Source organism: Curtobacterium sp. PhB191 (assembly GCF_004346515.1).
GTDB lineage: Bacteria > Actinomycetota > Actinomycetes > Actinomycetales > Microbacteriaceae > Curtobacterium.
In genome coordinates this window covers 297,003-322,898 of the sequence record NZ_SMBV01000003.1, presented here as the reverse complement: position 1 = coordinate 322,898, position 25,896 = coordinate 297,003, and the positions used below count along the sequence as shown (strand labels likewise).

The 25,896-nt window shown below is 72.8% G+C and carries 25 protein-coding genes and 1 riboswitch; of the genes, 16 read left to right on the top strand and 9 right to left on the bottom strand.

The genetic code is table 11. The features are described from left to right. Positions 1–31: 31 nt before the first annotated feature. Positions 32–502: a MarR family winged helix-turn-helix transcriptional regulator gene (locus tag EDF48_RS07195; protein WP_123939187.1), complete on the top strand. Its 471-nt coding sequence runs from the start codon at positions 32–34 to the stop codon at positions 500–502. Further along, on the top strand, positions 499–1,008 hold the full coding sequence (locus tag EDF48_RS07190; protein ID WP_131879022.1) for a YfcE family phosphodiesterase: 510 nt from the start codon (positions 499–501) through the stop codon (positions 1,006–1,008). Before EDF48_RS07195 ends, EDF48_RS07190 begins: the two co-directional genes overlap by 4 nt. A gap of 90 nt (positions 1,009–1,098) precedes the next feature. Here EDF48_RS07190 and EDF48_RS07185 read toward each other — a convergent pair whose 3' ends face one another. The 3 genes from EDF48_RS07185 to thiM all read right to left on the bottom strand — a co-directional run bounded on the left by EDF48_RS07185 (position 1,099) and on the right by thiM (position 4,351). Beyond that, the gene (locus EDF48_RS07185; RefSeq protein ID WP_243698059.1) at positions 1,099–2,754 is read right to left on the bottom strand and encodes a bifunctional hydroxymethylpyrimidine kinase/phosphomethylpyrimidine kinase; all 1,656 of its coding nucleotides are present in this window, start codon (positions 2,752–2,754) and stop codon (positions 1,099–1,101) included. Next, positions 2,751–3,482, bottom strand: coding sequence for a thiamine phosphate synthase (gene thiE, locus EDF48_RS07180; RefSeq protein WP_131879019.1), 732 nt, complete (start codon positions 3,480–3,482; stop codon positions 2,751–2,753). Before thiE ends, EDF48_RS07185 begins: the two co-directional genes overlap by 4 nt. Continuing rightward, positions 3,479–4,351, bottom strand: coding sequence for a hydroxyethylthiazole kinase (gene thiM / locus EDF48_RS07175; RefSeq protein WP_207913229.1), 873 nt, complete (start codon positions 4,349–4,351; stop codon positions 3,479–3,481). Before thiM ends, thiE begins: the two co-directional genes overlap by 4 nt. Next, positions 4,340–4,435, bottom strand: a riboswitch (TPP riboswitch). It overlaps the preceding gene by 12 nt. Before the next feature lie 112 nt (positions 4,436–4,547). Here thiM and EDF48_RS07170 point away from each other — a divergent pair. Next, positions 4,548–5,453 carry an NUDIX hydrolase gene (locus EDF48_RS07170; RefSeq protein ID WP_123292441.1) on the top strand — a complete coding sequence of 302 codons (906 nt, stop codon included), beginning with the start codon at positions 4,548–4,550 and terminating at the stop codon, positions 5,451–5,453. Between the two features lie 231 nt (positions 5,454–5,684). On the opposite strand, the gene EDF48_RS07165 is transcribed toward EDF48_RS07170, so the two are convergent. Further along, positions 5,685–6,929 carry an MFS transporter gene (locus EDF48_RS07165; protein WP_207913228.1) on the bottom strand — a complete coding sequence of 415 codons (1,245 nt, stop codon included), beginning with the start codon at positions 6,927–6,929 and terminating at the stop codon, positions 5,685–5,687. Then, a complete protein-coding gene (locus EDF48_RS07160; RefSeq protein WP_131879017.1) occupies positions 6,926–7,567 on the bottom strand; it encodes a GntR family transcriptional regulator in 642 nt (213 codons plus the stop codon). Before EDF48_RS07160 ends, EDF48_RS07165 begins: the two co-directional genes overlap by 4 nt. Positions 7,568–7,706: 139 nt before the next feature. Here EDF48_RS07160 and EDF48_RS07155 point away from each other — a divergent pair, with 139 nt between their 5' ends. The 3 genes from EDF48_RS07155 (at position 7,707) to EDF48_RS07145 (ending at position 10,603) form a co-directional block, all read left to right on the top strand. After that, positions 7,707–8,453, top strand: a complete 747-nt coding sequence (locus EDF48_RS07155; protein ID WP_123292443.1) for an aminoglycoside phosphotransferase family protein — start codon at positions 7,707–7,709, stop codon at positions 8,451–8,453. After that, the gene (locus EDF48_RS07150) at positions 8,450–9,541 is read left to right on the top strand and encodes a winged helix DNA-binding domain-containing protein (RefSeq protein WP_131879015.1); all 1,092 of its coding nucleotides are present in this window, start codon (positions 8,450–8,452) and stop codon (positions 9,539–9,541) included. Before EDF48_RS07155 ends, EDF48_RS07150 begins: the two co-directional genes overlap by 4 nt. A 96-nt stretch (positions 9,542–9,637) precedes the next feature. Then, on the top strand, positions 9,638–10,603 hold the full coding sequence (locus EDF48_RS07145) for a DnaJ domain-containing protein (RefSeq protein ID WP_131879013.1): 966 nt from the start codon (positions 9,638–9,640) through the stop codon (positions 10,601–10,603). Between the two features lie 9 nt (positions 10,604–10,612). On the opposite strand, the gene EDF48_RS07140 is transcribed toward EDF48_RS07145, so the two are convergent. Beyond that, positions 10,613–10,975 carry an RNA-binding S4 domain-containing protein gene (locus EDF48_RS07140; protein ID WP_123292446.1) on the bottom strand — a complete coding sequence of 121 codons (363 nt, stop codon included), beginning with the start codon at positions 10,973–10,975 and terminating at the stop codon, positions 10,613–10,615. 33 nt (positions 10,976–11,008) lie between these two features. On the opposite strand from EDF48_RS07140, the gene EDF48_RS07135 reads away from it, so the two are divergent. After that, positions 11,009–11,266 carry a hypothetical protein gene (locus EDF48_RS07135; protein WP_181437685.1) on the top strand — a complete coding sequence of 86 codons (258 nt, stop codon included), beginning with the start codon at positions 11,009–11,011 and terminating at the stop codon, positions 11,264–11,266. 178 nt (positions 11,267–11,444) lie between these two features. Then, the gene (locus tag EDF48_RS07130; RefSeq protein ID WP_123939179.1) at positions 11,445–12,608 is read left to right on the top strand and encodes a hypothetical protein; all 1,164 of its coding nucleotides are present in this window, start codon (positions 11,445–11,447) and stop codon (positions 12,606–12,608) included. Here EDF48_RS07130 and EDF48_RS07125 read toward each other — a convergent pair. After that, complete coding sequence (locus EDF48_RS07125) at positions 12,605–14,155, bottom strand: trypsin-like peptidase domain-containing protein (RefSeq protein WP_243698058.1); 1,551 nt, start codon at positions 14,153–14,155, stop codon at positions 12,605–12,607. The two genes, EDF48_RS07130 and EDF48_RS07125, sit on opposite strands and share 4 nt — an antisense overlap. A gap of 160 nt (positions 14,156–14,315) precedes the next feature. Here EDF48_RS07125 and EDF48_RS07120 point away from each other — a divergent pair, with 160 nt between their 5' ends. The 5 genes from EDF48_RS07120 to EDF48_RS07100 all read left to right on the top strand — a co-directional run bounded on the left by EDF48_RS07120 (position 14,316) and on the right by EDF48_RS07100 (position 18,399). Beyond that, the gene (locus EDF48_RS07120) at positions 14,316–15,350 is read left to right on the top strand and encodes an iron chelate uptake ABC transporter family permease subunit (protein WP_131879011.1); all 1,035 of its coding nucleotides are present in this window, start codon (positions 14,316–14,318) and stop codon (positions 15,348–15,350) included. Positions 15,351–15,352: 2 nt separating this feature from the next. Then, a complete protein-coding gene (locus tag EDF48_RS07115; RefSeq protein ID WP_131879009.1) occupies positions 15,353–16,357 on the top strand; it encodes an iron chelate uptake ABC transporter family permease subunit in 1,005 nt (334 codons plus the stop codon). 113 nt (positions 16,358–16,470) lie between these two features. Next, on the top strand, positions 16,471–16,950 hold the full coding sequence (locus EDF48_RS07110) for an FHA domain-containing protein (protein ID WP_123292449.1): 480 nt from the start codon (positions 16,471–16,473) through the stop codon (positions 16,948–16,950). After that, complete coding sequence (locus EDF48_RS07105) at positions 16,950–17,654, top strand: MerR family transcriptional regulator (protein ID WP_123312968.1); 705 nt, start codon at positions 16,950–16,952, stop codon at positions 17,652–17,654. Before EDF48_RS07110 ends, EDF48_RS07105 begins: the two co-directional genes overlap by 1 nt. A gap of 184 nt (positions 17,655–17,838) precedes the next feature. Beyond that, positions 17,839–18,399 carry a MerR family transcriptional regulator gene (locus EDF48_RS07100; protein WP_131879007.1) on the top strand — a complete coding sequence of 187 codons (561 nt, stop codon included), beginning with the start codon at positions 17,839–17,841 and terminating at the stop codon, positions 18,397–18,399. A gap of 338 nt (positions 18,400–18,737) precedes the next feature. Here EDF48_RS07100 and EDF48_RS07095 read toward each other — a convergent pair whose 3' ends face one another. After that, positions 18,738–19,559 carry a ParA family protein gene (locus tag EDF48_RS07095; RefSeq protein WP_123292451.1) on the bottom strand — a complete coding sequence of 274 codons (822 nt, stop codon included), beginning with the start codon at positions 19,557–19,559 and terminating at the stop codon, positions 18,738–18,740. Positions 19,560–19,619: 60 nt separating this feature from the next. Here EDF48_RS07095 and EDF48_RS07090 point away from each other — a divergent pair, with 60 nt between their 5' ends. The 3 genes from EDF48_RS07090 (at position 19,620) to EDF48_RS19540 (ending at position 23,792) form a co-directional block, all read left to right on the top strand. Continuing rightward, entirely contained in the window at positions 19,620–23,030 is a 3,411-nt protein-coding gene (locus tag EDF48_RS07090; RefSeq protein WP_131879005.1) for a pyruvate carboxylase, read from the top strand. Between the two features lies 1 nt (position 23,031). Beyond that, positions 23,032–23,535 (top strand): peptide deformylase, encoded by a 504-nt coding sequence (locus EDF48_RS07085; protein WP_123292453.1) that lies wholly within the window; start codon positions 23,032–23,034, stop codon positions 23,533–23,535. Positions 23,536–23,660: 125 nt separating this feature from the next. Next, on the top strand, positions 23,661–23,792 hold the full coding sequence (locus EDF48_RS19540; RefSeq protein WP_260095359.1) for a hypothetical protein: 132 nt from the start codon (positions 23,661–23,663) through the stop codon (positions 23,790–23,792). Between the two features lie 125 nt (positions 23,793–23,917). Here EDF48_RS19540 and EDF48_RS07080 read toward each other — a convergent pair whose 3' ends face one another. Continuing rightward, positions 23,918–25,813: a long-chain fatty acid--CoA ligase gene (locus tag EDF48_RS07080; RefSeq protein WP_243698057.1), complete on the bottom strand. Its 1,896-nt coding sequence runs from the start codon at positions 25,811–25,813 to the stop codon at positions 23,918–23,920. Positions 25,814–25,896: the final 83 nt, after the last annotated feature.

Below are 25,896 nucleotides of genomic sequence, written 5' to 3'. Positions count from 1 at the left end.
CCGGCGCCGGCACCGAAAGGCTGGAGCCACGATGGACCACCCGAGCTCCGGGATCCGGAACAGCGAGATCGGCCGGGCGTACACCGAGCTCGCCCGGATCACCCGACGTGCGAGCATCCGTGCCCGCGGATCCGACCAGGCACTGAGCGTCGTCGACCAGTCCCTCGTCGACTTCGTGGTGCAGCACCCCGGCTGCATGGCCATCGACATCGCCCGGTACCTGCGCCTGAACCGCTCGACGATCTCGCGCCAGCTGTCCGGGCTCCTCGCCACGAAGCTGATCGAGACGACCGACGGCGGTACCGGCAACGCGAAGCCCCTCGTGGCGACGGACGCCGGTCGCACCGCGCTCGAACGCTCCGTGCAGCTGCACCGGGATGCGCTGGAGGAACGGCTCGCCGGCTGGTCCGACGACGACATCGCCCTGCTCGCCGGACTGCTCGAACGGCTCGGTGCCTCGGACGAGGCCGGGCTGCCGATGCCCGGACGATCCTCGACGTGACCACGTCGTTCGTCCTGCTCTCCGACACGCACCTGCCGAAGCGGGCGAAGGACCTGCCCGCGGCGCTCTGGGCGGACGTCGACGCCGCCGACCTGGTGGTGCACGCGGGGGACTGGGTCGACCTCGCCACCCTCGACGCCGTGCAGGCCCGATCCCACCGGTTCGAGGGCGTGCGCGGCAACAACGACGGCCCCGAGTTCGACGACCGGCTGCCACTCGTCGCGCACTTCGCGGTCGAGGACCTGCGGTTCGCGCTCGTGCACGAGACCGGTGCCGCGACAGGCCGGGAGCGCCGGGCGGCCGCCGAGTACCCCGACGTCGACGTGCTCGTCTTCGGGCACTCCCACATCCCGTGGGACACCGTCGCACCGTCCGGGCTGCGGCTCCTCAACCCCGGCTCGCCGACCGATCGCCGTCGGCAGCCGGACTTCACGTGGATGCGCGGGACGGTGACCGGCGCCGACCTGGCCGTCGAGTTGGTGCGCCTGCCGCCGCCGGCCCGCTGAGGCCACGCGACCTGGCCCGTTCGCGAAAGCGACAGATCCCCGCGGAACATCGGCGGACATCTGTCGCTTTCGCGGGAGGGTCGGCGCCCGTCAGCGCGGAAGTGTCGCTTCCGCGGCACTGACCGCGGCGCCGGCATCCGCGGGGATCGCGGGAGCGGCGCCAGCAGCCCCCGCCCCCGGAACCACCAGCGGCATCGCGAAGAACGCCAGCTCCCACTCGGTCGAGCGGCGGAACGCGCGCGCCATCCGCCCCCGCTCCGACGGGGTCGCGGCCGCCGCCATCTCCTCGACCAGACGGGTCGCCTCGGCACTCGACGCTGCGAAGCCCGGGTCGCCGTAGGCCGTGATCCAGTCGGCGAACGGATGGCCGTCCGGCGCCGCGCCGAGCTGCGCCCCCACCCACGCGTAGACCCGGAAGCAGGGGAGCACCGCCGCGGTGAGCACGGCCGCCGACCCGGAGTCCGCTGCCTGTTGCAGGTGTGCGAGGTACCCGGCGCACGTCGGGTGGACGGGGTCGTCGGCGTGGGTGCCGGCGAGGCGTCGGTGGTGCAGGTCGCGGGCCTCGGCGGCGCACCCCTCGGACGCCGCCGTCCAGAAGGCGGCAGCCGCAGGACCACGACCAGCGCCAGCGGCCGCAGCGCCGGGAGCCGCAGCGCCGGCAGCCGCAGCGCCGGCACCAGCGCCCGCAGCGCCGCCAGCGCTCGCCGCCAACGCCGCCAGGTGCTGCTCGTAGGCCCGCAGGTAGTGCACGTCCTGCGCGAGGTACCCGGCGAACACGTCCGCGTCGAGCGTCCCGTCGCGCAGCCCGACCAGGAACCCGCACTCGATCGTGGCCTGCAGCACGGAGTCGACGTCGGACCACCACACGTCGGTGAAGGGGACCACGGGCAGCAACGCGCGGACCACGGCGCCGTGGTCGATGGGCCCGTTGCCGGACCCGACCTCCAGGGCATCGGCTCCCCGCAGCGCTGCCGTCAGCCAGGGCTTCGCCACCCCGACCGCGAGTTCCCAGTCCCCGTGCCGCGCAGCGAGCGTCGCGATCGCACTCGACAGGGAGCACCCGGTGCCGTGCGTGTTGGCCGTCGCGACGCGGGGACCGGTGAACCGCCGAGTAGACCCCGACGGCGACACGAGCACGTCGTCGGAGGTCGGCCCCTCGTCGTGCCCGCCCTTCGCCAGCACGAGCACGTCCCACGTCGACGCCACGAGCCGCGCAGCGTCGAGCGTCGACAACGACGCAGGCGCCGCACCAGCCGCAGAACCAGCGGCACCAGCACGAGCACCACCAGCCCCAGCCCCGGCCAGCTCCGCCAACACCTGCAACTCGGCCCGGTTCGGCGTCACCAGGTCAGCCAGCCCGAACAGCGCCCCCATCGCCGCGGCGGCGTCCTCGTCGAGCAACCGGTCACCACTCGTCGCCACCATCACCGGGTCCACGACGACCACGGGCGGCCGGTGCTCCCGCAACCAGTCCGTCACGACGCGGACGACCGGTGCTGTGCCGAGCATCCCGATCTTCACGGCATCGATCGTGACGTCGTCCGACACCGCGTCGAGCTGTTCCCGCAGGAACGCGATGTCCGGCACGTGCACCGACCGCACCCCGTGCGTGTTCTGCGCGACGAGGGCGGTGACCACGCCCATGCCGTACCCGTCGTGCGCCGCGATCGCCTTGAGGTCGGCCTGCAACCCAGCACCGCCCGTCGGATCGGTCCCGGCGATGGCCAGGACGCGCGGGACGCTCACGACCAGGCCCCGGCCGGGAGGCCCGGATCACCCTGACCGGGTCCCCTCGCCTCCGCCCCGTGGCCGGGTCCAGAGCTCCACGCGGCCACGTACGCGGCCGCTGCGGACCCGGGATCGGCCGCGGCGCAGATGCCCGACACGATCGCGACCCCGGCTGCGCCCGCTGCCCGGAGCGGCGCGACGTCGTCGAGGGTCACCCCGCCGATCGCCACGCACGGCACGTCCGTCGCCGCCGCGAGCCGGGCGAAGCCGTCGTGCCCGAGCGCCGGCGGGTGGTCGGCCTTCGTCGCGGTGGGGTGCACGACCCCGACGCCGAGCAGGTCCACGGTGCCGCGGGGCAGGCGGGCGACGACCGCCAGGTGCTCCGGGGTGTTCGCGGTCAACCCGACGTGCGCGTCCGGCCCGAGCAGGGCACGAGCAGCGGTCACCGGCACGTCCGACTGGCCGAGGTGCACCCCGGCGACCCGGTGTCCCGCGTGCCGAGCGGCGAGGGCGACGTCGAGCCGGTCGTCGACCACCACGGCGGCGCGGTCGCCCACGGCATCGGCCACGGCAGCGCTCAAGGCCAGCAGGTCGCGCGCCGAGGCGTCCTTGTCCCGCACCTGCACGATCCGGACCCCGGCGTGCACCGCGGCGCGCACCACCCCGAGCACACCGACACCGTGCCGGTCGGCCAGGGCGCCGTCGGTGACCAGGTACACGCCGAAGTCCTCCGGCAGCCCGCTCATGCCGGCACCACCAGGGACGCAGGCTCGGCCTCGACCGTGATCCGGGCCTCGCGGACGACGTCCTCCGGGGTGAGCGACGCCAACCGGTCCAGGAACAGCGGCTGGAAGGTGCCGGGGCCGCCGGCCTCGCGGGCGGCGAGCTCCGCGGCGATCGTGTGCACCGCGGTCGCCGCGACGGCGGCCACACCGGCGTCGTCGGGCGCGACCGACGTGAACGCGGCGACGACTGCACCGAGGGCGCACCCGCCCCCGGTGATCCGCGTCAACAGCTCGGTGCCGTTCGCGACCCGGACCACACCGGTGCCCGGCGCGACCAGCAGGTCGACGGGACCCGACACGGCCACCGCGGCCACGAGCCTCCCGGCCGCCTGACCGGACACGGCGTCGACCGCAGCCGCACGGGCGTCCTCGGTGCCCACCGTGCTGTCGACACCGCGGCCACCGGCCGACGTGCCGAGCAGGGCGAGGACCTCGGAGGCGTTGCCGCGCAGCACCGTCGGGTGCAGCGCGAGCAGGTCGCGGGCCAGGGCGGTGCGCACCGGCAACGAGCCGACCGCGACGGGGTCGAGCACCCAGGGGGTACCGGTGTCGCGGGCGGCGTGCGCGGCCTCGAGCGCCGCGACCCGGGGTTCGGCGTGCGGGGTGCCGGTGTTCACCAGCAGAGCGTCGGCGACCCGGGCGAACGGTCCCGCCTCGGTCGCCACGTCGACCATCGCGGGCGAGGCCCCGAGGGCGAGCAGCACGTTCGCGGTGACGTTCTGCACCACGGTGTTCGTGATGCACTGCACCAACGGGCTCCGGGCCCGGACGGCCTCGAGCAGTTCGGCGGTTCGGTGGGCCCAGGCAGGGGAGGGCGCAGCGGTTTCCATGGACGATCCCTTCGCGAGTACGAGCTCGAGCAGGTTCGACGGGTGTGATCTCAGCCGCTGGTTGCGGCACCCCGTGTCTCGATCGACACCGTACACGAGCAGCCGTGCCCTGCCACGGCCCGTCGTCTCCGGCGTCGTCGTCTCCGGCCCCGTCGTCTCCGGTCACATGCCCTGCACCGTGTGACAGGGTTGGTGTGTGCCAGACTCCACGCCTCCCGGACCGCCACCGGGCCCCCGCGACCCCGGCGACGCCTGGGCGGTCGGTCCCGACGGCACCAAGGCCTGGGGACTCTTCGGCGCCGCAGGCCTGCTCGTCGACGACGGCGCCGGACGCGTGCTCCTGCAGCACCGCGTCGAGTGGAGCCACCACGGCGGCACCTGGGGAATCCCCGGGGGCGCACGCCACCAGGGCGAGGAGGCCGTCACCGGTGCGCTCCGCGAGTCCGCCGAGGAAGCCGGTGTGCCCCACGACGGCGTCGACCTGCGCCACACGGCACTCCTCGACCTCGGGTTCTGGACCTACACGACCGTGGTGGGGCGTGCCGCTCGGCCGTTCGAACCGGTGATCGCGGACCGCGAGAGCCTCGCCCTGTCCTGGATCCCCGTCGACGAGGTCGACGACCTGCCGCTCCACCCCGGGTTCGGGAGGTCGTGGCCGGCGCTCCGCGCGTCCCTCACCACCACCCCGCACGTCGTCGTCGACGCGGCGAACGTCGTCGGCAGCGTGCCCGACGGCTGGTGGAAGGACCGGGCGGGAGCCGCTGCACGCCTGCTGTCGTCGGTGACGGCGCTCGCCGAGTCCGGGGTGACCGCCGACGTGCTGGCGCTGCCGTTCGCCCGCTGGTGGCCGCGGTGGACCGTGGTGCTCGAGGGCGAGGCCCGGGGTGCTTCCGGGTCGTCGGACGGCGCACTGCCCCGTGCACTCGACGTCGTCGCAGCGCCGGGTTCGGGGGACGACGCCATCGTGGACGCCGCTCGTGCCGCGGTCGAGGCCGGCGACGGTCCCGTCGTGGTCGTCACGGCTGATCGCGAGCTCCGTGCCCGCGTCGAGGCGCTCGGTGCCGTGGTGCACGGGCCGTCCTGGCTGCGCGACCAGTTCTAGCGGCGGTACGCCGTCGGCGCACGGTGCGAGGTCGTTCGGCGCACGGTGCATGGCGTCCGGCGTCCGGCGCACGGTGCGAGGTCGTTCGTTCGGTGCTGGCTTGATCGCTCCGTGCGCCGCATCAACCTCGCACCGAGCGGCCGGTGTCGCACGGACTGACGCACCGCGCACGGTGCGGCGCGCCCCCGTGCCCCCGCACGCCCGCCCACGTGCCCCCGCGCCCCCGCGCCCCTACGCCGTCGGCAGGTACCGCCGCGACGACACGAGCACCGCGCCCCACGACACAACGCCGAGTCCGACGATCACCCAGAGGACGACCGGCAGCGCCACCACGTTCGCGATCGCCGCGATCACGGCCGGCGCCAGGAACCCCGCGTACGCCGCCGCGTAGAACACCCCGGTGAGTCCGGCCAGGTCGCGGGACCCGGCGATCCGCTGCACCTCGAGCAGCGACGACACCAGGGCGAGCCCGATCCCGACGCCGATGACGACGTTCGCGACGAGTCCGACCACGACGGACTGCAGCTCGATCGCGACGACGACCACGGCGATGCCGGCCGTCATGCACGCGAGGGCCGTCGTGAGCCCGCGGGCCGAGGTCAGCGAGTGCACGCGCCGCGCGAGGGGTTGGACCGCACTGGACACCCCGAGGGCGACGACGGTCGCGGCGGTGGCGAACAGCAGGCCCCACGCGCCGGTGGCTCCGGTGAGCCGGGTCGGCAGGTAGCCGTACCCGATCGCCGCCGAGCCGAAGATCCACGGGGCGGTGACGAGCACCACCCGGGTGAACCGTCGTTGCCCGGCGCTCGGCACCCGCAGCTGGCGCCACCACGGACCGGGGACCCCGCCGGAGCGGTTGGTCTCGGGGGTGCGCCAGACGACGACGGCGAAGGGCAGCGCGACGACGATGTGGACCAGGAAGGGCAGCACCTCGGGGATCGGGCCCCACTGTGCGATGAGCCCGGCCACCAGCGCGCCGGAGGCCGAACCGAGCGTGAACGCCAGCGAGGCCCGGCGGGCACCGGACCCGGCGTCGGCGGCGGGGTCGAAGCGTCCCTGCGACAGCTCCTTCACCCAGCTGTTGCCGACGGCCATCGCGATGCCGACGGTGATGCCGGAGAACAGTCGTCCGGCTGCCAGGAACCCGGGGCCGAGCGGTCCGAGTGCGAGCAGTCCGCTGCCGACGACGGCGGACACGATGGCGGCGAGCATGAGGGGCTTGCGGCCGTGCCGGTCGGACAGCGACCCGGCGACGAGCAGCGCCGGCGCGAGCCCGAGCACGTAGACGCCCAGGAAGACGTTGACGACGACCGACGAGTAGTGCTCGCGGCCCTCGTACATGAGCAGCAGGGGCGAGAACTGGTTGCCGCCCCACGAGCAGACGAACACCGCGCCCCACACCGCGACCCAGGGCATCACGCGCGCCGAGGGGACGGACAGCGAGCCGGTGGTGGGGATGCTCCCCGTCGCGCTCACAGGGCACCCCGGTGCGAGGCGACGTGGTCGTGCAGGACCTCGGCGTAGCGGGCCGCGTCGCCTGCTGCCAGGGCTGCCGCGAGGGCTCGGTGGTCGTCGAGCGAGGCCTGCAGCTGCGACGGCTGCACCCGCATCAGCTGGTGTCGGAGCCGGTTCTGCCGGTCACGGAGCGTCTGTGCGAAGCGCACCGCGATCGCGTTCCGCGACGCGCCGATCACCGCACCGTGGAACGCCGCGTCGACCTCGATGAACCGGTCGACGTCGCCCGTCGCGACCGCCTGCTCCTGCTCCGCCAGCATGGCCTGGAGGCCCGGGGTGACGTCCGCCACGCGGCCGTCGGTCACGACGCGGGTCGCCGCCGTGGCCTCGATCGCCTCGCGCATCTCCAGTACGTCCGCCGCCTCGTTCGGGGACATCGGGCGCACCACCGCACCCTTGCGGGACTCCAGGGTGAGCAGGTCCTCGGCGGCCAGGCGCAGGAAGGCCTCGTGCACGGGGGTGCGGGACACCCCGATCTCCTGGCACAGGGCGTTCTCGCTGATCGCGGTCCCACCGGGGAGGTCGCCGCGGATGATCGCCCGCTTGACGTGGTCGTACGCGCGGTCGGATGCGCCCTGGGTCGTCGTGTGCTGCTCCACGGTGAACGATCGTACGCCCTTGCATGCAACGCTGCATGCCGTCACGTGACGTGTTGTTCACACCACCGGGTCACACGCGGCGGCGCACGTCGATACGCTGGCCGGACGTCAACGGAGACGCACACACAGGAGGTTCCCCATGGAGCGGATCACCAGGGCCGACGACCGAGTCCACCGCCCGGCCGGACCGTGGACACCGACCGTCCACCGGCTGCTCGCACACCTGCACGAACAGGGGTTCGTCGCGGCACCGGAACCGATCGAGCACGGCGACACCCTCGAGACGGTGTCGTTCGTCCCCGGGGTCGCGGGGGAGTACCCGTGGACCGAGGACGTCGCGAGCGAAGCCGCCCTCGTCACGAGCGCACGACTGCTCCGGCACTTCCACGACGCCGCGACCACGTTCCCGCGTGACGGGGCGCGCGACTGCTGGTCACAGGCCGAACGCACCCCCGTCGAGACGATCGTGCACGGCGACTTCGCCCCCTACAACTGCGTCTACGACGGCATCCAGGCCGTGGGGCTCATCGACTTCGACACCGCACACCCCGGCCCCCGGGTCTGGGACGTCGCGAGTGCCGTGTACCGGTTCGCCCCGTTCACCACCGGCGCCGTCGAGGGCATGACCGCCCCGGACCTCGACGACCGGCTCGCCCGCGCAGCCGAGTTCTGCCGCGCCTACGACCTCGACGACCGCTCCCGCAGCGTCCTCGCCGAGACGATGGCCGCGTCCCTCGTCGCGATGGTCACCACCATGGAGACCGAGGCCGCCGCCGGCAACCCGAAGTTCGTCAGCGACCTGGCGCACGGGCACGCCGACCTGTACCGGGCCGACGTCGCCTACATCGAACAGCACGCCGACGCCATCGCCGCCGCCGTCGCGTGACCCCGACCCCTGCGCAGCTCCGCACGCTGCGGCTCGCCGCGCAGGGGATCGCCCTCCCCGGCCTCAGCCCCACCGGTGCGGTCGAACGCATGGTCGCCGTGCAGGGGCAGGACCTCGGCCAGGTCCTCTGGGCCATCGGGGTCCGCACACCCGGAGCCACCCGTGACGACGTCCGCGCCGCCTTCGACCGCGGCGAGCTCGTCCGCTCCTGGCCGATGCGGGGCACCCTGCACGCCATGCGACCCGACGACCTCCGGCTCCTGCTCTCCCTGACCGCCGAACGGACCCTGCGCAGCATCGCCCGACGCGCCACCGAACTCGGCATCGACCAGCCCCTGCTCGACCGAGCACGGGACACCACCGTCGCCGCACTGTCCGGCGGCCGCGCCCTCGTCCGCGACGAACTCTTCGACGAGTACCGCGCCGCCGGCATCGACCCCACCGCCGGCCGCGGCTACCACCTGCTGCTGCAGCTCTCGCAAGAAGGACTCGTCGCCTGGGGGCCCACCGCCCGCGTCGGCCAGGGACTCGTGCTCCTCGACGAGTGGGCACCGGCGCTCGCCGAGGTCCCCGACCGCGACGAAGCACTCCGCCGGGTCCTGCTCGGGTACCTGCGCGGCCGGGGCCCCGCCACCGAGGCCGACGCCGCCAGCTGGACGAAGCTCCCGCTCGGCGACCTCCGCCGTGCCCGAGCCGCCGCCGGCGCCGCCGTCGAGGACCTCGGCGACGGACTCCTCGCGCTCGCCGACCGACCCACCACCGGCGGCACACCCACCGGCCACCTGCTGCCCGGGTTCGACGAGTACCTGCTCGGGTACGCCGACCGCTCCGCCCAGCTCGACCCCGCACACGCCGACCGGGTCGTCCCGGGGGCCAACGGGATGTTCCTGCCGATGGCCGTCGTCCGCGGGCGGGTCGTCGGCACCTGGAAGCGGACCGAGCGCGCCAGCGGGGTGGCCGTCACCGTCACACCCTTCGCGGCACTCGACGTCGCCTCGGTGCGCGCGCTCGAGGCGGCCGCCGCCCGGTACGCGCGGTTCCTCGACGCGCCAGTCGCGTTCGGGGTGGTGGAGGCGACCAGCCGCTGACCGCAGCCGGTGGGGTCGAGTCCATCCGTTCCTCCAGGCCGTCCCCAGCAACCACGCGGCGGACTCGTACCCTGCCTCGGGTAATGTCGCAGGGCCATGACCGACAGCCCGGCCGACGCCACCCCGTACGAAGTCCTCGGCGTCCCCGCGACCGCCGACGACGACGCGCTCCGCCGCGCCTACCGGCGCGCCGCCCGCGAATCCCACCCCGACCTCGGCGGCGACGCCCAGCACTTCCGCCGCGTCCAGCTCGCCTGGGAACGCATCGGCACGCCCGCAGCACGCCGCGCCTACGACGCCGGCTCTCGCGGCTCGTTCAGCAGCAGCGGCGCCGGCCCGTTCAGCACGTCCGGTGCGTCCGGTTCGTCGACCGGGAGGCCCGACACCGGTCGCGACGCCTACGCACCCCCTTCAGCCCGTCGCGACACCCGCCCCCGCGCCCGGTCCCACGGACACCCCGGCGGACGCTCCCGCGAGGTCTTCCTGCAGGCAGAACGCGAATGGGTCGGACTCGGCGACCCCATCGAGGACCCCTACGACCCCACCCTCATCCGCTCGGCGCCCCGACACATCCGACGGCTGCTCGGCGAAGCGCTCGCCGAAGAGGCCACCGCCTCGATCGTCTCGGACATGGGCATCGGCGTCACCGTCTGGCACGACCTCGACGCCGGAGCCGAGGGCAAGCTCGACCACGCCGTCCTGACCCCGAGCGGGCTCTGGGCCGTCGAGTCGATCGACTGGGGAGCACCCGTCCGGATCGAGCACGGCGACATCGTCGGGGAGACCCTGGCGCCCGGCGAGCGTCCGGTGAAGGAACTCGTCCGCGCCGCCCGCGCCGTGCAGAAGCAGACCCGGGTGCGGTTCACCGGCCGGCTGCTCGTCGTGCCGGACTCCGCGGTCGAGGTCGACGTGCAGCTCGTCGGCTCCCCGAAGAAGCCGACCGCCCTGGTCGTCCGCCGCAGTGCGCTCGGGCAGGTGCTGAACGGCGTGTGGTCCCCGCCCGGATCGGTCGACGTGTTCGAGATCCGCGACCGACTGCAGCAGACCGTCCGCTTCGTCTAGTGACGGGCGTCAGTAGCCGCGGAGCTTCTCGAGGTCGCGGCGCTCCCGCTTGCTCGGACGCCCGGCACCGCGGTCGCGCATCGGCACGAACCCCGCCTCTTCCTTGGACAGCCGCGGCGGGGTCTTGTCCTCGAAGTGCTTCGCGGCCTCGGGGGCGCTCGTCCGCTTCAGGATGATGCCCGTGACGACGACGATCCGGTCGAAGCCGTTCTGCCGCACCCGGACCTCGTCGCCGGGGCCGATCGGCTGCGCGGGCTTCGCGCGCTCCCCGTTCACCCGGACGTGCCCGGCCTTGCACGCGGCGGTCGCAGCGGAGCGGGTCTTGGTGATCCGCACCGCCCAGATCCAGCTGTCCACGCGAGCCTTGGCCATCCCCTCACTCTAGGCGGCCCCTACGCTGGGCGGGTGAGCACCGGGGAACAGGCAGCGATCGCGCGGGCCCGTGCGCTCGGCGTGCTGCACGATGCCGTGATCGGGGACCGGCTCGTGGTCCGGGCGCACCACGGCGACGGCGCACAGGACGCCCTCGGGGACCTCGTCGCCCGCACCCCCGACACCGTGACGATCGCCACCCGCCGCGGCCCGGTCGACGTCCGGCTCGACGACGTCGTCGCCGCGAAGCCCGTCCCACCGCCCCCACCCCCGCGCGCGCCCCGCCGCTGACGCGCGCGAGTGGCGGCTCGGTGCGAGGTTGTCCGCCCGGTGCGAGGTTGTTGCGCGGCACGGAGTGGTCAACTTCGCACCACGCGCAGCGCACGCCACGCGCAGCGCCCCCGCCGCTGACGCGCGCGCACGGCGAGCCGCACCCCTCCGCAGCCCGCACCCGACGTAGCCTCGTGCCATGGCAGTCCCCGTCCCGCTCGGCACCGAGGACCGCACCGCCCGCCTCACCCTCCGCCGCCCCGACCAGTGGCGCCGCGAGGACTCTGCCCAGGCGGACCTGCGCGTCACCGGCGACGACATCGTCCTCACCGTCCGATCCCGACCCAGCGACCGCGCGATCGGCGACGAGAACACGGGGCTCCTCGCGAGACTGCCCGGTTCCGTCGAAGGGCTGCTGCTCGTCGGGTGCGACACCTGGACCGCCGCCGGGGCTCCCGCGCGCCTGGTCGAGTACGTCCGTCCCGACGAACACGGCGACGTCGCGGGTGCGCACCTGCTGTTCGTCACCGGGCGGCACCGCGTCGACCTGACGATCGAACGCCCCCTGGCACGACTGCTCGAGACCGACGAGCTCGTGTTCGCGGTCCTCGAGAGCGTCCGCGCCACCGAGCCGTCCCCGGTCCGCCCCGAGCGCGACCTCGAGCCGCTGCCCACCCCGGCGCCCGGCCCAGAGCTCGACGGCCCCCGCCTGAGCGCCGACGCGGTCGGCACGCTCAAGAGCCTCGCCGGACGCCGGTGGAACCCGACGCTCCTCCGCACCGCGGCGGGCCGCGAACTCATCGAAGCGGGCCTCGTCGGCCGACTCGGCACGCTGCCGGAGTCGACCCAGACCCTGCTCGAGCCGTGGCAGGGCGATGCCCAGCCGGTCACGCTGGAACAGCACCTGCCAGACGGTGGCGAGTCGCGCCTCCAGGCCTGGTCGCAGACCGTCGTGGACGGGACCGCCGAGGCGGGCGCGGTGGTCGCGTCCGTCACGCCGGACCGCGCGGTCGCGCTGACGGCCGGGAGGCTCGGCATCGGCCCGACGTGGACCTTCCCGTTCCGCACGGGGTCGCTCCCAGGGCATCTGCTCGGCCGCCGGCTGGCCGGCGGCTCCGACGCACCGGACCTGCCGGAGGCCCTCGTCGAGGCGGACCCGCGGCTCGCACGCTTCTGGGCGGCGCCGTGGACGGTGTCGTACCTGCGTCGACCGGGCAAGCCGAAGCCCGTGACGATCGTGCGTGCCGAGGGGATCGGCTTCGCCCGTGTGGGCAAGACGGAAGCCGGGGAGACCGTCTTCCAGACGGACTCCCCGGCGAACGTGTACCGGTCGGTGGTGCGGGCGCTGCTGCCTTCCGCTTAGGCGGCCGGGCCGGCGGTCAGGGTGACGGTGACGGTCTTGGCGGCGCCGGTGCTGTCGGTGTAGCCGACCACGACCTTGTCGCCGACGGAGTGCGACTGCACGGCCGCGGTGAGCTCGTCCGAGGTCGTGACCGTCTTGCCGCCGAGGCTCGTGATCGTGTCGCCCTCGGCCAGGCCGGCGCTCGCGGCACCGGAACCCTCGACCGTGCCGGCGACGGCGACGCCGCCCGTGGCGCTCGCGGTGCTGCTGACCTGGACCCCGAGGAACGCGGGCAGGCCGATGGTGATCGTGCTCGAGGACTCGCCGGCCAGGATCTTCTCGGCGATCGCCTTCGCGGTGGTGATCGGGATGGCGTAGCCGGTGACGTCCGCGGTGCCCGAGGACGCTGCGGTCGCCATGCCGACGACCTCGCCCTCGCTGTCGACGACGGGGCCGCCGGAGTCGCCGGAGACGATGTTCGCCGCGATCTCGATCAGACCGGACAGCGACTCGGTCCCGGTGCCGGACTCGCTCTGCACCTGGATGTCTTGGTCGGTGGCCGTGACGGTGCCCTCGGCGGCGACGAGGTTGCCCGTGCCCTCGGCGTTGCCGACGTCGGTGACGGTGTCGCCGGTGCTCGGCTCGCCGTCGTCGTCGAGCGTGACGGTGGACAGGCCGGAGGCATCCTCGAGCTTCAGCACGGCGACGTCGTTCGTGGCGTCGGTGCCGACCACGTCCGCCTTGTACTCCTTGCCGGTGGTCTCGTCGGTGACGGTGATGCTCGTGGCGCCCTGGATGACGTGGTTGTTCGTCAGGACCGTGCCGTTCGAGCTGAGGATCATGCCGGTGCCGGCCGCCTGCGAGGACTCGTCGTAGTTCAGGACGGTGTTGATCGTCACGACGCCCTTCTTCTGGGCGGCGGTCGCTGCGGTGGCGGCGGACTCGGTGCTCGTGCCGGTGCTGCCGTCGGTGCCGTTGCCGGTGGTGCCGCTGCCGTCGGTCCCGTTGCCGGTGCCGCTGCCGGTGCCGCTGCCGTCTCCGGGGACGGTGAAGCCGTTCGTGCCGTCGCTGCTGCCCGTGCCGCTGCCGGTGTCGGGCCGCGTCGTGGTGCCCTGCGACTGGCTCGACGTCGTGGTCGTGCTCTGCGAGGACAGGCCGAGGGCCGTGCCGCCGGCGGCGCCGACGATCGCGAGGGCCGCGATGCCGGAGCCGATCATCAGCCCGAGGCGACGCGGGCGCTTCGTGCCCGCTCCCGGGTGGTTCGCCGTCGCCGCGGTGTGCGCCCAGGCGTGGTGGGTGCCGGTGAGCGCCGGGCTGCCGATCAGGTACGGGCCGCGGCCGTCGGGGGAGTACGCGTAGGGGCCGGAGCCGTCCGGGCCGTACAGGTACGGGCCGGAGCCGTCGAAGGCGTAGGCCGGACGGAGGGTGGCGGGGTCGGCGTGGGGTGCCTCCCAGCTCATCCCGTACGCCTGCTGCTGCCGCTGCTGCTGCGTGCCGTCGGTCCGGGCGGTGCCCTGCTCGTCGTGCTCGCGGTCGGCGTCGGCGGCGGGGTTCGGGGTCTCGTTCATCGGTGCTCTCCGGTCGTCCCTCGACGACCCGGGCGGGTGTCGATGGAGACCAGTACAGGCGGCGATCCAATGACGAGCCTATGAACGGACCCAGCGACTGCTCCGGGCTTGCTCGGGGGACGCCGAGTGGGGTTCGAGCGTTAGGGTTGCCTTACTTCCCATGCGCTCCTCCACGTCCGCGCCACCGGCGCCCGCCTCCGTCTCCCGTCTGGTCGGGGCGACCGTGCTGGCCGTCGTCGTCCTCGCCGTGGCGTGCGCGCTGTCGATCGCCTTCGGATCCCGTCCGATCCCGCTCCACACCGTGCTCGACACCGTCCTGCACCCGGGGCGGAACGACGAGATCGGGCTGATCGTGCTCGGCAACCGTGTCCCGCGCACCGTCGTCGGGCTCCTCGCAGGTGCCGCCCTCGGTGTCGCCGGCGCGGTGATGCAGGGCGTGACCCGCAACCCGCTCGCCGACCCGAGCGTCCTCGGCATCAACTCCGGGGCGGCCCTCGCCGTGGTCGCCGGCATCGCGCTCTTCGGGGTGAGCGGCACGGCCGCCTACCTGCCGTTCGCCTTCCTCGGTGCTGCCCTGGCCGCACTGCTCGTCTACGGGATCGCCGCCGTCGCCCGGCGCGGACTGTCGCCGGTCGGCCTCGCGCTGTCCGGTGCCGTGGTCGCCGCCGCGCTGTCGTCGATCACGACGGCGGTGCTCGTCACGAACGCGAGCCTGCTCGACCAGCTGCGGTTCTGGCAGGTGGGCGCCCTCGCCGGCAAGGACCTCGGCACCGCCGGCATCATCACGGCGCCGGTGCTGATCGGTCTCGCGATCGCGTTCGGCCTGGGCCGCTCGCTCAACACCCTCGCCCTCGGCGACGAGCTCGCGGCGTCGCTCGGACAACGCGTGGTGCTCGTCCGGGCCGTCGGCGGGCTCGTGACCGTGCTGCTCGCCGGCTCGGCCGTGGCCGCAGCGGGGCCGATCGCCTTCGTCGGGCTCGCCGTGCCGCACGCCGTCCGTCGGCTGAGCGGCCCCGACCACCGGTGGACCATCCTGCTGTCCGCGATCGTCGCGCCGGCGCTGCTGCTGGTGGCCGACGTCATCGGTCGCGTCGTGGCGTACCCGGGGGAGCTGCAGGTCGGCATCGTCACGGCCCTCATCGGTGCGCCGGTGTTCATCGCGCTCGTGCGGTCGAGGGCGGTGCGGGGCCTGTGACGGTGTCGACGTCCCTTCGGGGTGCGCTCGTCGGTGCCCGGCGCGAGCTCGTGGTCCTGGCGGCCGTCGTCGTCGTGCTCGTCGCGCTGGTGCTCGTCGGTCTCGGGGTCGGCTCGATCCCGCTCACCCCGGCGCAGGTGGTCGGCGCGCTGTTCGGCCAGGGCGACCGCATCTCGGACTTCGTCATCGGACAGCTGCGCGGCCCCCGGGTGCTCGGTGCGGTCCTGGTCGGCGCCAGCCTGGGGGTCGCGGGCGCCATCGTGCAGAGCGTCGTCCGCAACCCGATCGCGAGCCCGGACGTCATCGGCATCACCTCGGGTGCCAGTGCTGCGGGTCTCACCGCGATCGTGCTGTTCGGGGCGTCCGGCGGCACCCTGTTCTCGGTCGTGCTCGTCGGCGCGGTCGTGGTGTCGATCGTGATCGCCGGACTGGCCTGGCGGCGGGGGATCACCGGCAACCGGGTCGTGCTCGTCGGGATCGGCGTCTCGGCGATCTGCCTGAGCATCACGGGGTGGATGCTCACCAGCGGCACCGTCACCCAGGCCGGCACCGCGTTGCTGTGGTTGTCCGGCAGCCTGAACGCCGTCGACCGGAACCTGGTCGGCGTGCTCGGCGTCGCGTTCGTCGTGCTGTTCCTGCTGGCCCTGCTGCAGTCGTCGCGCCTGACCGTCCTGACGCTCGGCGACGAGGTCTCGGCGGCCCTCGGGCTCCGGCCGGACCGCGCGAAGGTGCTGCTGCTCCTCACCGCCGTGTGCCTCACCGCCGCTGCGGTCGCCACGGCGGGGCCGGTGTCGTTCGTCGCACTGATGGCGGCGCCGATCGCCCGTCGGCTCGTCGGCGGCGGCCGCGTCGCCCTCGGGCCGGCCGCCGCGGTGGGAGCGGCGATCACCCTCGGCAGCGACCTCATCGCCCAGTTCGCGATCCCCGGCAACGCCCTGCCCGTCGGCGTCGTGACGGGTGTCGTCGGCGCCCCGTACCTGCTCTGGTTGCTCGCGCGCGGTCGCTGAACCCGGACCGCGCGTTCGCGCACCGCGGACGATCGTCCACAGGCCCAGTTCGGGGCTGCCGCTGGAGCCCTCCTTTCCGATACGCTGGTGGGCCAAGAGGAGGAGGTCCACCGATGCCAGATCCAGTGGTCCCGCAGCCGGACGGTCAGAAGACCCCGGAGCAGCGGCTGGTCGACACCACGTTGACCTTCAGCATGGACATGGGCGCGGCGCTCACCGCCGAGTCCGGTGTCTCAGCGGAAGAGCGCGAGGCGGTCAACGCCCTGCCGTCCGGATCGGCGCTGCTCGTCGTGCGCCGCGGTCCGAACGTGGGTGCGCGGTTCCTCCTCGACTCCGACGTCACGACCGCCGGCCGACACCCCGACGCCGACATCTTCCTCGACGACGTCACCGTGTCGCGCAAGCACGCGCAGTTCCTGCGCCACGGCACGGCGTTCACCGTCAAGGACAACGGTTCGCTCAACGGCACGTACTTCGACGGTGACCGCATCGACGAAGCACCGCTCACCGACGGGGCAGAGGTCCAGGTCGGCAAGTTCCGTCTGACGTTCTACGCGTCCCGGGTCGACCTGGCGCGCCTGGCGAACGCGTAGTGGCCGCACGGTCCGCTGCGGCCCGGGCGGGGTCAGCGGCACCGGACCTGCTCACGATCGGGCAGGTCCTCGCTCGCCTCAAGCCCGAGTTCGCGGACCTGTCGAGTTCCAAGCTGCGCTTCCTCGAAGAGCGTGAGCTCGTCACGCCGATCCGCACGGCCAGTGGGTACCGCAAGTTCTCGGCGGCCGACGTCGACCGCCTCCGGGTGATCCTCGGCCTGCAGCGCGACCACTACCTGCCGCTCAAGGTCATCAAGGACTACCTCGCCGACCTCGACGCCGGGCGCGAGCCCGTACTGCCGGGCGGTGGGGACGCCCCACGTCCCTCGATCCTCGGGCGCGAGCGTCGGTACACCCGTGACGAAACGGCCCGAGCGGCCGGCGCGTCCCCGATGCTCCTGGCCGACGCGGTCTCCGCATCACTGCTCCCCGCCACCGAGACCTACGGCGAGGACAGCGTGTCGGTCCTCAAGGCACTCGTCGAGCTGCAGCGGACCGGCATCGAGCCGCGGCACCTGCGCACGCTCCGCAGCACCGCCGAGCGCGAGGTCGGACTCATCGAATCCGCGCTCATGCCCGTGTCCCGCCGGGGCGATGCGACGTCACGGGCGAAGGCCACGGAACTCGCACGCGAGATCGCCGTCCAGCTCGAGGTCATCCGCTCGAGCCTCATCCGCGCGGCGATCGGTCGTCTCGACGCATGATCCGTTCCGGTGCTCCGCGGGGGCTTGTGCGTCAGTGGGTGGGGCGTATCCTCGACACGCCGGACGCGCCGAGTCGGATGTCCCGCGCGGGAGCGGTCGGAGTCGCTACCGTTGACCTCGGAACAACTCTCAACCCGTCGTTGAACCTTCGGGTGGGAGCTCGATCGTCGTGGAAGGCAAGCGCATGAGTGGGAACGACACCCCAGGCACCGGGTCGGACACGACGCGGTACGACCTCGGGCTGCTCTTCACCGACGGCCTCCCCGAGCACGACGAGCAGAACGGCTACCGCGGCACCGTCGCCGCACGTGCAGCCGGCATCTCGTACCGACAGCTCGACTACTGGGCACGCACCGAACTCGTGCAGCCCACCATCCGCGGCGCTGCCGGCTCCGGTTCCCAGCGCCTGTACGGCTTCCGCGACATCCTCGTGCTCAAGCTCGTGAAGCGCCTGCTCGACACCGGCATCTCGCTGCAGCAGATCCGCACCGCCGTGAACCAGCTCCGCGAGTCGGGCGTGTCCGACCTCGCCCAGACCACCCTGATGTCCGACGGAGCCTCGGTGTACCTGTGCACCTCGGACGACGAGGTCATCGACCTGGTGTCCCGCGGTCAGGGTGTCTTCGGCATCGCGGTCGGCAAGGTCCTGCGCGAGGTCGAGACCTCCTTGGTCGAGCTCGACGCCTCCGCGGCGGCCGACCCGTCCGACGAGCTCGCCGCGCGTCGCGCTTCCCGCGCTTCCTGACCAGGTTCTCGCGGTTCTCGTCCCGCGGATCGTCCCGAGTGGTCACGCGCCGTCGTGTGAGCGTCGCCGAGTGGTCACGAACCGTCGTCCGCGCGGCCGTCGCCCGACAGTTGGTGACCGCTCGGCGGACGTGAGCGGGATGTTGTGACCGCTGGGCGAGCCGGGGCCGGGCGTGTCTGCCGGGGCAGAGACGGGCCTCCTGGCAGTCGGCGCGTGGTCACGAACCGTCGTGTGCGCGTCGCCGAGTGGTCACGAACCGTCGTCCGCGCGGCCGCCGGCCGACAGTTGGTGACCGCTCGGCGGACGTGAGCAGCGCGTCGCGCCCGCGCGGCAGCGCCCTACGCGCCTACGGCACCCGAACCGTCGGCGTAGGGGCCGATCTTGCCGGTCCGCATGATGCGCTCGAGCAGCTGGTCGAAGTTCTTCGCCATCTCCTGCGCGGACTCGCCGGGCCACACGTGCAGGGGCTTCGCGGCACCCTGCGCCTGCTGCAGCGAGGTGCGCTCGGGCAGCTGCGGCGACAGGACGAGCGGCCCGAACATGTCGCGGAGTTCCTTGATGCGGAACTGGTGCTCGAGCGACTGGACGCGGGCACGGTTCACGATGATGCCGAGCGGCTGCAGGCGGGGCGAGAGTCCGCGGCGGATCTCCTCGATGGCTCGCAGCGCGCGGTCGGCGGCGGCGACGGAGAACAGGCCGGGCTCGGTGACGACGGTGACGCGGTCGGACGCTGCCCACGCGGTGCGGGTCAGCGCGTTCAGCGACGGCGCGCAGTCGATGAGCACGAGCTCGTAGTCCTGCTCGACGTTGGCCAGGGCCTCTTCGAGCTTCCAGATGTCGCGGATGGAGGGGTGCGGCCCGTCGAAGTTGATCGCCGAGGGCGACCCGACCATGACGTCGATCTTGCCCTGCGAGCCCTTCGTCCACCCGGAGGGGGCGATCGCCTGACGGACGATCTTCTCCTTCGGGTTCTCGAGGACGTCGGCCACGTTGAGGTGTCCGGCGAGGTTGATGTCGAGGCCGGTGGAGACGTCGGACTGCGGGTCGAGATCCACCACCAGCGTGCGCAGTCCCTTGGCGAAGGCGGCCGAAGTCAGGCCGAGCGTCACCGTCGTCTTGCCGACACCGCCCTTGAGGGAGCTCACGCTGAGTACATGCACGATCAGCAACGTTACCGCCACTAGGGTTGTCTCACCTCAACCCGGGCTGAAAGGGACGTCGTGTTCAGCAAGATCCTCGTGGCGAACCGTGGTGAGATCGCCATCCGCGCATTCCGCGCCGCGTACGAACTGGGGGCGCGCACCGTCGCCGTCTACCCCTACGAAGACCGGAACTCCCTGCACCGCCTGAAGGCCGACGAGGCCTACCTGATCGGTGAACGGGGCCACCCGGTCCGGGCGTACCTGGACGTCTCCGAGATCATCCGCGTGGCGCGCGAGTCGGGCGCGGACGCGATCTACCCCGGGTACGGCTTCCTGTCCGAGAACCCGGAGCTCGCCGCCGCGGCCGCGGCAGCCGGCATCACGTTCATCGGTCCGGGCGAACACGTGCTCGAGATGGCCGGCAACAAGGTGACCGCGAAGGAGCACGCGATCGCGGCCGGCGTCCCGGTCCTCGCGAGCACCCCGGCGAGTCGCGACATCGAGGAGCTCATCGCCGGCTCCGACGCCATCGGTTTCCCGGTGTTCGCCAAGGCCGTCGCCGGTGGTGGCGGTCGTGGCATGCGCCGGGTCGAGACCAAGCCCGAACTCCGTGCAGCGCTCGAAGCAGCGATGCGCGAGGCCGACAGTGCGTTCGGCGACCCGACCATGTTCCTCGAGCAGGCGGTGATCCGGCCGCGGCACATCGAGGTGCAGATCCTCGCCGACGCGACGGGCACCGAAGCGGGGACGATCCACCTGTTCGAGCGGGACTGCTCCGTGCAGCGTCGCAACCAGAAGGTCGTCGAGATCGCCCCGGCGCCGAACCTCGACCCCGCAATCGCCCGGGCTCTGCACCGCGACGCGGTCGCCTTCGCCCGCTCGATCGGTTACGTGAACGCCGGCACCGTCGAGTTCCTGCTCGACACCGAGGGCGAGCGCGAGGGTCAGCACGTCTTCATCGAGATGAACCCGCGCATCCAGGTCGAGCACACCGTCACCGAAGAGGTCACCGACGTCGACCTGGTGCAGTCGCAGATGCGGATCGCCTCGGGCGAGTCGCTCGCCGACCTCGGCCTGTCGCAGGACACCGTCTCCGTGCACGGGGCCGCGCTGCAGACCCGCATCACGACCGAGGACCCCACGCAGGGCTTCCGGCCGGACACCGGCCGCATCACCACCTACCGCAGCCCGGGCGGCGCCGGCGTGCGCCTGGACGGCGGCACGGTCGCCACCGGTGCGCAGATCAGCCCGCACTTCGACTCGATGCTCGCCAAGATGACGTGCCGCGGACGCGACTTCCCGACGGCCGTCGCCCGTGCGAAGCGTGCCCTCGCCGAGTTCCGCATCCGCGGCGTCAGCACGAACATCCCGTTCCTGCAGGCCGTGCTCGAGGACCCGGACTTCGCCCGCGGCGACGTCTCGACGAAGTTCATCGAGGAGCGTCCGCAGCTGTTCAGCGGCCACGTGTCGAAGGACCGCGGCACCAAGGTCCTGAACTGGCTGGCCGACGTCACGGTGAACAAGCCGAACGGTGACCGGTCGCCGCTGGTCACCGACCCGAGCGCCAAGCTCCCCGCCCTCGACCTCAGCGCCCCGGTGCCCGAGGGCCAGCGCGACCTGCTGCTGGCGCAGGGTCCGGCCGAGTGGGCGAAGGCGCTCCGTGCCCAGACCCGGCTCGCCGTGACGGAGACGACGATGCGGGACGCGCACCAGTCGCTGCTCGCCACCCGTGTCCGCACGAAGGACCTCGTCGCCGTCGCACCGTACGTCGCGCGGCTCACGCCGCAGCTGCTGAGCGTCGAGGCCTGGGGCGGAGCGACGTACGACGTCGCCCTCCGGTTCCTCGGCGAGGACCCGTGGGAGCGCCTGGCCTCGCTGCGCGAGGCGATGCCGAACATCCCGATCCAGATGCTGCTGCGCGGCCGCAACACGGTCGGCTACACCCCGTACCCGACCGAGGTGACGGACGCGTTCGTCGCCGAGGGCGCCGCCACGGGCGTCGACGTCTTCCGCGTGTTCGACGCGCTCAACGACGTCAGCCAGTTGCGACCGGCCCTGGAGGCAGTGCTCGCGACCGGCACGGCCGTCGCCGAAGCGGCGCTCTGCTACACCGCCGACCTCCTCGATCCTGCCGAGGACCTGTACACGTTGGACTACTACCTCCGCCTTGCGGAGCAGATGGTCGAGGCCGGCGCGCACGTCATCGGCATCAAGGACATGGCCGGCCTGCTCCGCGCCGGCGCCGCCGAGAAGCTCGTCGGCGCGCTGCGCGAGCGCTTCGACCAGCCCGTGCACGTGCACACGCACGACACCGCCGGTGGGCAGCTCGCGACGCTCCTCGCCGCCGCGCGTGCCGGTGCGGACGCGGTGGACGTCGCCTCGGCGCCGATGGCCGGCACGACGAGCCAGCCGAGCATGTCCGCGCTGGTCGCCGCCCTGGCCCACACGGAGCGCGACACCGGACTGTCCCTCGACGCGGTCGGCGACCTCGAGCCCTACTGGGAGGCGGTCCGTCGGGCCTACGCCCCGTTCGAGTCCGGGCTGCCGGGTCCGACCGGTCGGGTCTACAAGCACGAGATCCCCGGTGGTCAGCTGTCGAACCTCCGCCAGCAGGCGATCGCGCTCGGCCTGGGCGACCGGTTCGAGCAGGTCGAGGACTGGTACGCCGAGGCGAACCGGATCCTCGGACGCCCGACGAAGGTCACGCCGTCGTCGAAGGTGGTCGGTGACCTCGCGCTGCAGCTCGCCGCGGTGAACGCCGACCCGGCCGACTTCGAGCAGAACCCGGACAAGTACGACATCCCGGACTCCGTCGTCGGGTTCATGGCCGGCGAGCTCGGTGACCTGCCGGGTGGCTGGCCGGAGCCGTTCCGGACGAAGGTCCTGGCGGGCCGCGACGTCCGCCTCGAGATCACCCCGGTGCCGGACGCCGAGCGCGCGCACCTCGACGCCCAGGGGCCCGAGCGCCAGCAGGCGTTGAACCGACTGCTGTTCCCGCAGCCCACGGCCCAGTTCGAGCGGGTGCGCGAGCAGTACGGCGACCTGTCCGTGGTGCCGACCGTCGACTACCTGTACGGGCTGCGCCCCGGGCAGGAGCACGTCGTGCCGCTCGGCAAGGGCGTCAACCTGTTCGTCGGGCTCGAGGCGATCGGCGAGGTCGACGACAAGGGCATCCGCACGGTCATGGCCACGATGAATGGGCAGCTCCGCCCGGTCTCGGTCCGCGACCGGTCGATCGAGGTCGAGACGAAGGTCGCCGAGCAGGCCGACAAGTCCGACCCGAAGCACGTCGCTGCGCCGTTCTCCGGTGTGGTGACGCTCAAGGTCGCCGTCGGTGACGTCGTCGAGGCCGGAGCGGCCGTGGCGAGCATCGAGGCGATGAAGATGGAAGCGGCCATCACGGCGCCCGTGGCGGGCACCGTCGGCCGTCTCGCGATCCCGGCGACCCAGCAGGTGGACGCCGGCGACCTCCTGGTGGTGCTGCAGTAAATTGACCGTCCGTCCCATCCGCCTGTTCGGCGACCCCGTCCTCCGTTCGCCTGCGGACCCGATCGCTCCGGCGGCACTCGGGTCGAGCGGGGTCCGCGACCTCGTGCAGGACCTGATCGACACCGTCAAGGAGCCCGGCCGCGCCGGTGTGGCCGCGCCGCAGATCGGTGTCGGACTCCGCGCGTTCTCGTACAACGTCGACGGCGAGGTCGGGTACGTCCTGAACCCCGAGGTCGTCGAGGTCTCGGGGGAGCCCGAACTCATGGAGGAAGGGTGCCTGTCCGTTCCCGGGCTCGGCTACCCGACCCGGCGGCACCCGTACGCCAAGGTCCGTGGCGTCGACGTCGACGGCGCCGAGGTGGTGCTCGAGGGCACCGGGCTGATGGCCGAGGCGCTGCAGCACGAGGTCGACCACCTGGACGGGACCGTCTACGTGATGACGCTCGAACCAGAGGTCCGACGGCAGGCGCTGCGGGACATCCGGGCGCAGGAGTGGTTCCACTGATCCGTTGGTCATGAGTGCCTGCTCATGACACCCCCACGGGGGATTGTCGCTTTGTCCTGACGAAGAGGTACCGTATCCGCGTCGGCCTCCCACCGACGACCATCCCATCCCCCCAGGACTCCCGCATGACCAGTCAGACTGACGAGCTCAGCTCGCACCGCACCCGCACCAACCGTCGTCCGGCCGACACCACGGTCGCCACCGGTTCGACCGCCGTCCTCGACGCCCCCGCGACGGAGCAGTCGCCGGAGGCCTGAGCCCCGCGCGCACCTGCACGCCGCGCGCACGCACCCCGCGCGCACCTGGCGGAATCGGGCGTACCTGGTCGGAAGAAACGACCCGGTACGCCCGAAACGCCCCGGTACGCCGAGACGGCGGAGCGCTACCCGCGGCGCGCGCGACGCTCCTCGATGACGGGCGTCGCGGTCGTCTGCACCTTCGACCCCGAGTAGATGTGGTCGATGTCGGCCGCGAAGTCGTGCAGGATGACCGACCGCTTGATCGTCAGCTTCGGCGTCAGGTGTCCGGATCCCTCCGTCAGCTCGGTGTCCAGGATCGTGAACGACCGGACCGACTCGGCTCGTGAGACCCGGCCGTTCGCGGTGTCGATCGCCTCTTGCACGGCGGTGAGCACGCGTTCGTCGTACGCGGCCTCGCGCGCGGAGAGCGCCGGCGTGATCCCGCGGCTCTCGCACCACCCCGGGAGCATCTCGCGGTCGAGCGTGACGAGGGCGGCGATGAAGGGCTTGCCCTCGCCGACGACCACGACCTGCCCGATGAGCGGGTGTTCGCGGACGCCGTCCTCGAGCGGTGCCGGTGCGACGTTCTTGCCGCTCGCGGTGACGATGAGTTCCTTGGCGCGTCCGGTCACCGTCAGGATGCCGTCGTCGTCGAGCCGTCCGAGGTCGCCCGTGCGGAACCAGCCGTCGTCGGTGAACGCCCGCTCGGTGGCCTCGTCGTTCCGCCAGTAGCGGTCGAACACGTCGACGCCGCGGATCAGGATCTCCTGGTCGTCGGCGATCCGGATCTCGACCCCGGGGAGTGCCGGTCCGACCGTCCCGATGCGCAGGTCCGCCGCACGGTTCACGGTCGCGGGGGCCGTCGTCTCGGTGAGCCCGTAGCCCTCGAGGATGAGCACCCCGATCGAGCGGAAGAAGTGCGACAGCCGCGGCGAGAGCGGCGCAGAGCCGCTGACCGCGTACTCGGTGCGGCCACCGAGGGCGTTCCGGAGCTTCGCGTAGACGAGCTTGTCGAACAGCTTGAACTTCAGGCCGAGCACGAGCGGGACCCGACCGGCGGCCAAGGCCTCGGAGTGGGCGACCGCGGTGTCCGCAGCGGCCCGGAAGACCTTCCCCTTGCCGCCGAGGTCGGCCTTCTGCTCGGAGGCGTTGTAGATCTTCTCGAACACCCGGGGGACCGCCAGCAGGAAGGACGGCTTGAACGACGACACGGCGTGCATGAGGTCCTTCGTGTCCGGCTCGTGGCCGACCAGCACCCCGGCCGACACGGACATCGCCGCGATGAAGCGGGCGAACACGTGGGCCATCGGGATGAAGAGCAGGGTCGAGGCGCCGTCCGCGACGACCTCGGGCATCGCGACACTGGCGTTCTCGACCGTCGCGGTGAAGTTGTCGTGCCGCAGGACGCACCCCTTCGGGCGTCCGGTCGAACCGGAGGTGTAGATGATCGTCGCATCGTCGTGGCCGTGCACCGATGCCGTCCGCGCGTCGAGTTCGTCGTCGGTGACGTCCTCGCCGAGCCGGGTCAGGTCGTCGAGTCCGCCGCCGTCGATCGTCCAGTGCTGCCCGAGGTGCGGCAGGTCCGGGGCGATCGAGGCGACCCGACGCGCGTGCTCCTCCTGCTCGACGACGATCGCGACGGCCTCGGAGTCGGAGAGGATCCACCGGACCTGGTCGGGGGAGCTCGTCTCGTAGACGGGCACGGAGACCAGGCCCGCCGTCCACACCGCGAAGTCGACGAGGGTCCACTCCAGGCGGGTGCGGGACAGGATCGCGACGTGGGCGCCGGGCTCGAGGCCGGCGGCGACGAAGCCCTTCGCGATGCCGCGGACCCGTGCGAGCACCTCGCCGGCGGTGATCGTCGTCCACGTGTCGCCGTGGCGCTGGGCCAGGATCGGACGCGACGGCGTCAGACGGGCGCGGTCGCCGAGCAGCCGCGCTGCGGAGCCGTGGTCAGGAGCGACGGGGCCGCTCGTCGGACGCGAGGCGTGCCTCCCGGTCGGGACCTGACTGGCGCGTTCGGGTCGCTGATCGTTCACGGTGACTCCCTTGTCTGCCGGTTCGATTCGAGGGCGCCTCATCCTGCGAGGCGACACAGCCAGCATAGGACGCGTCACCGGGC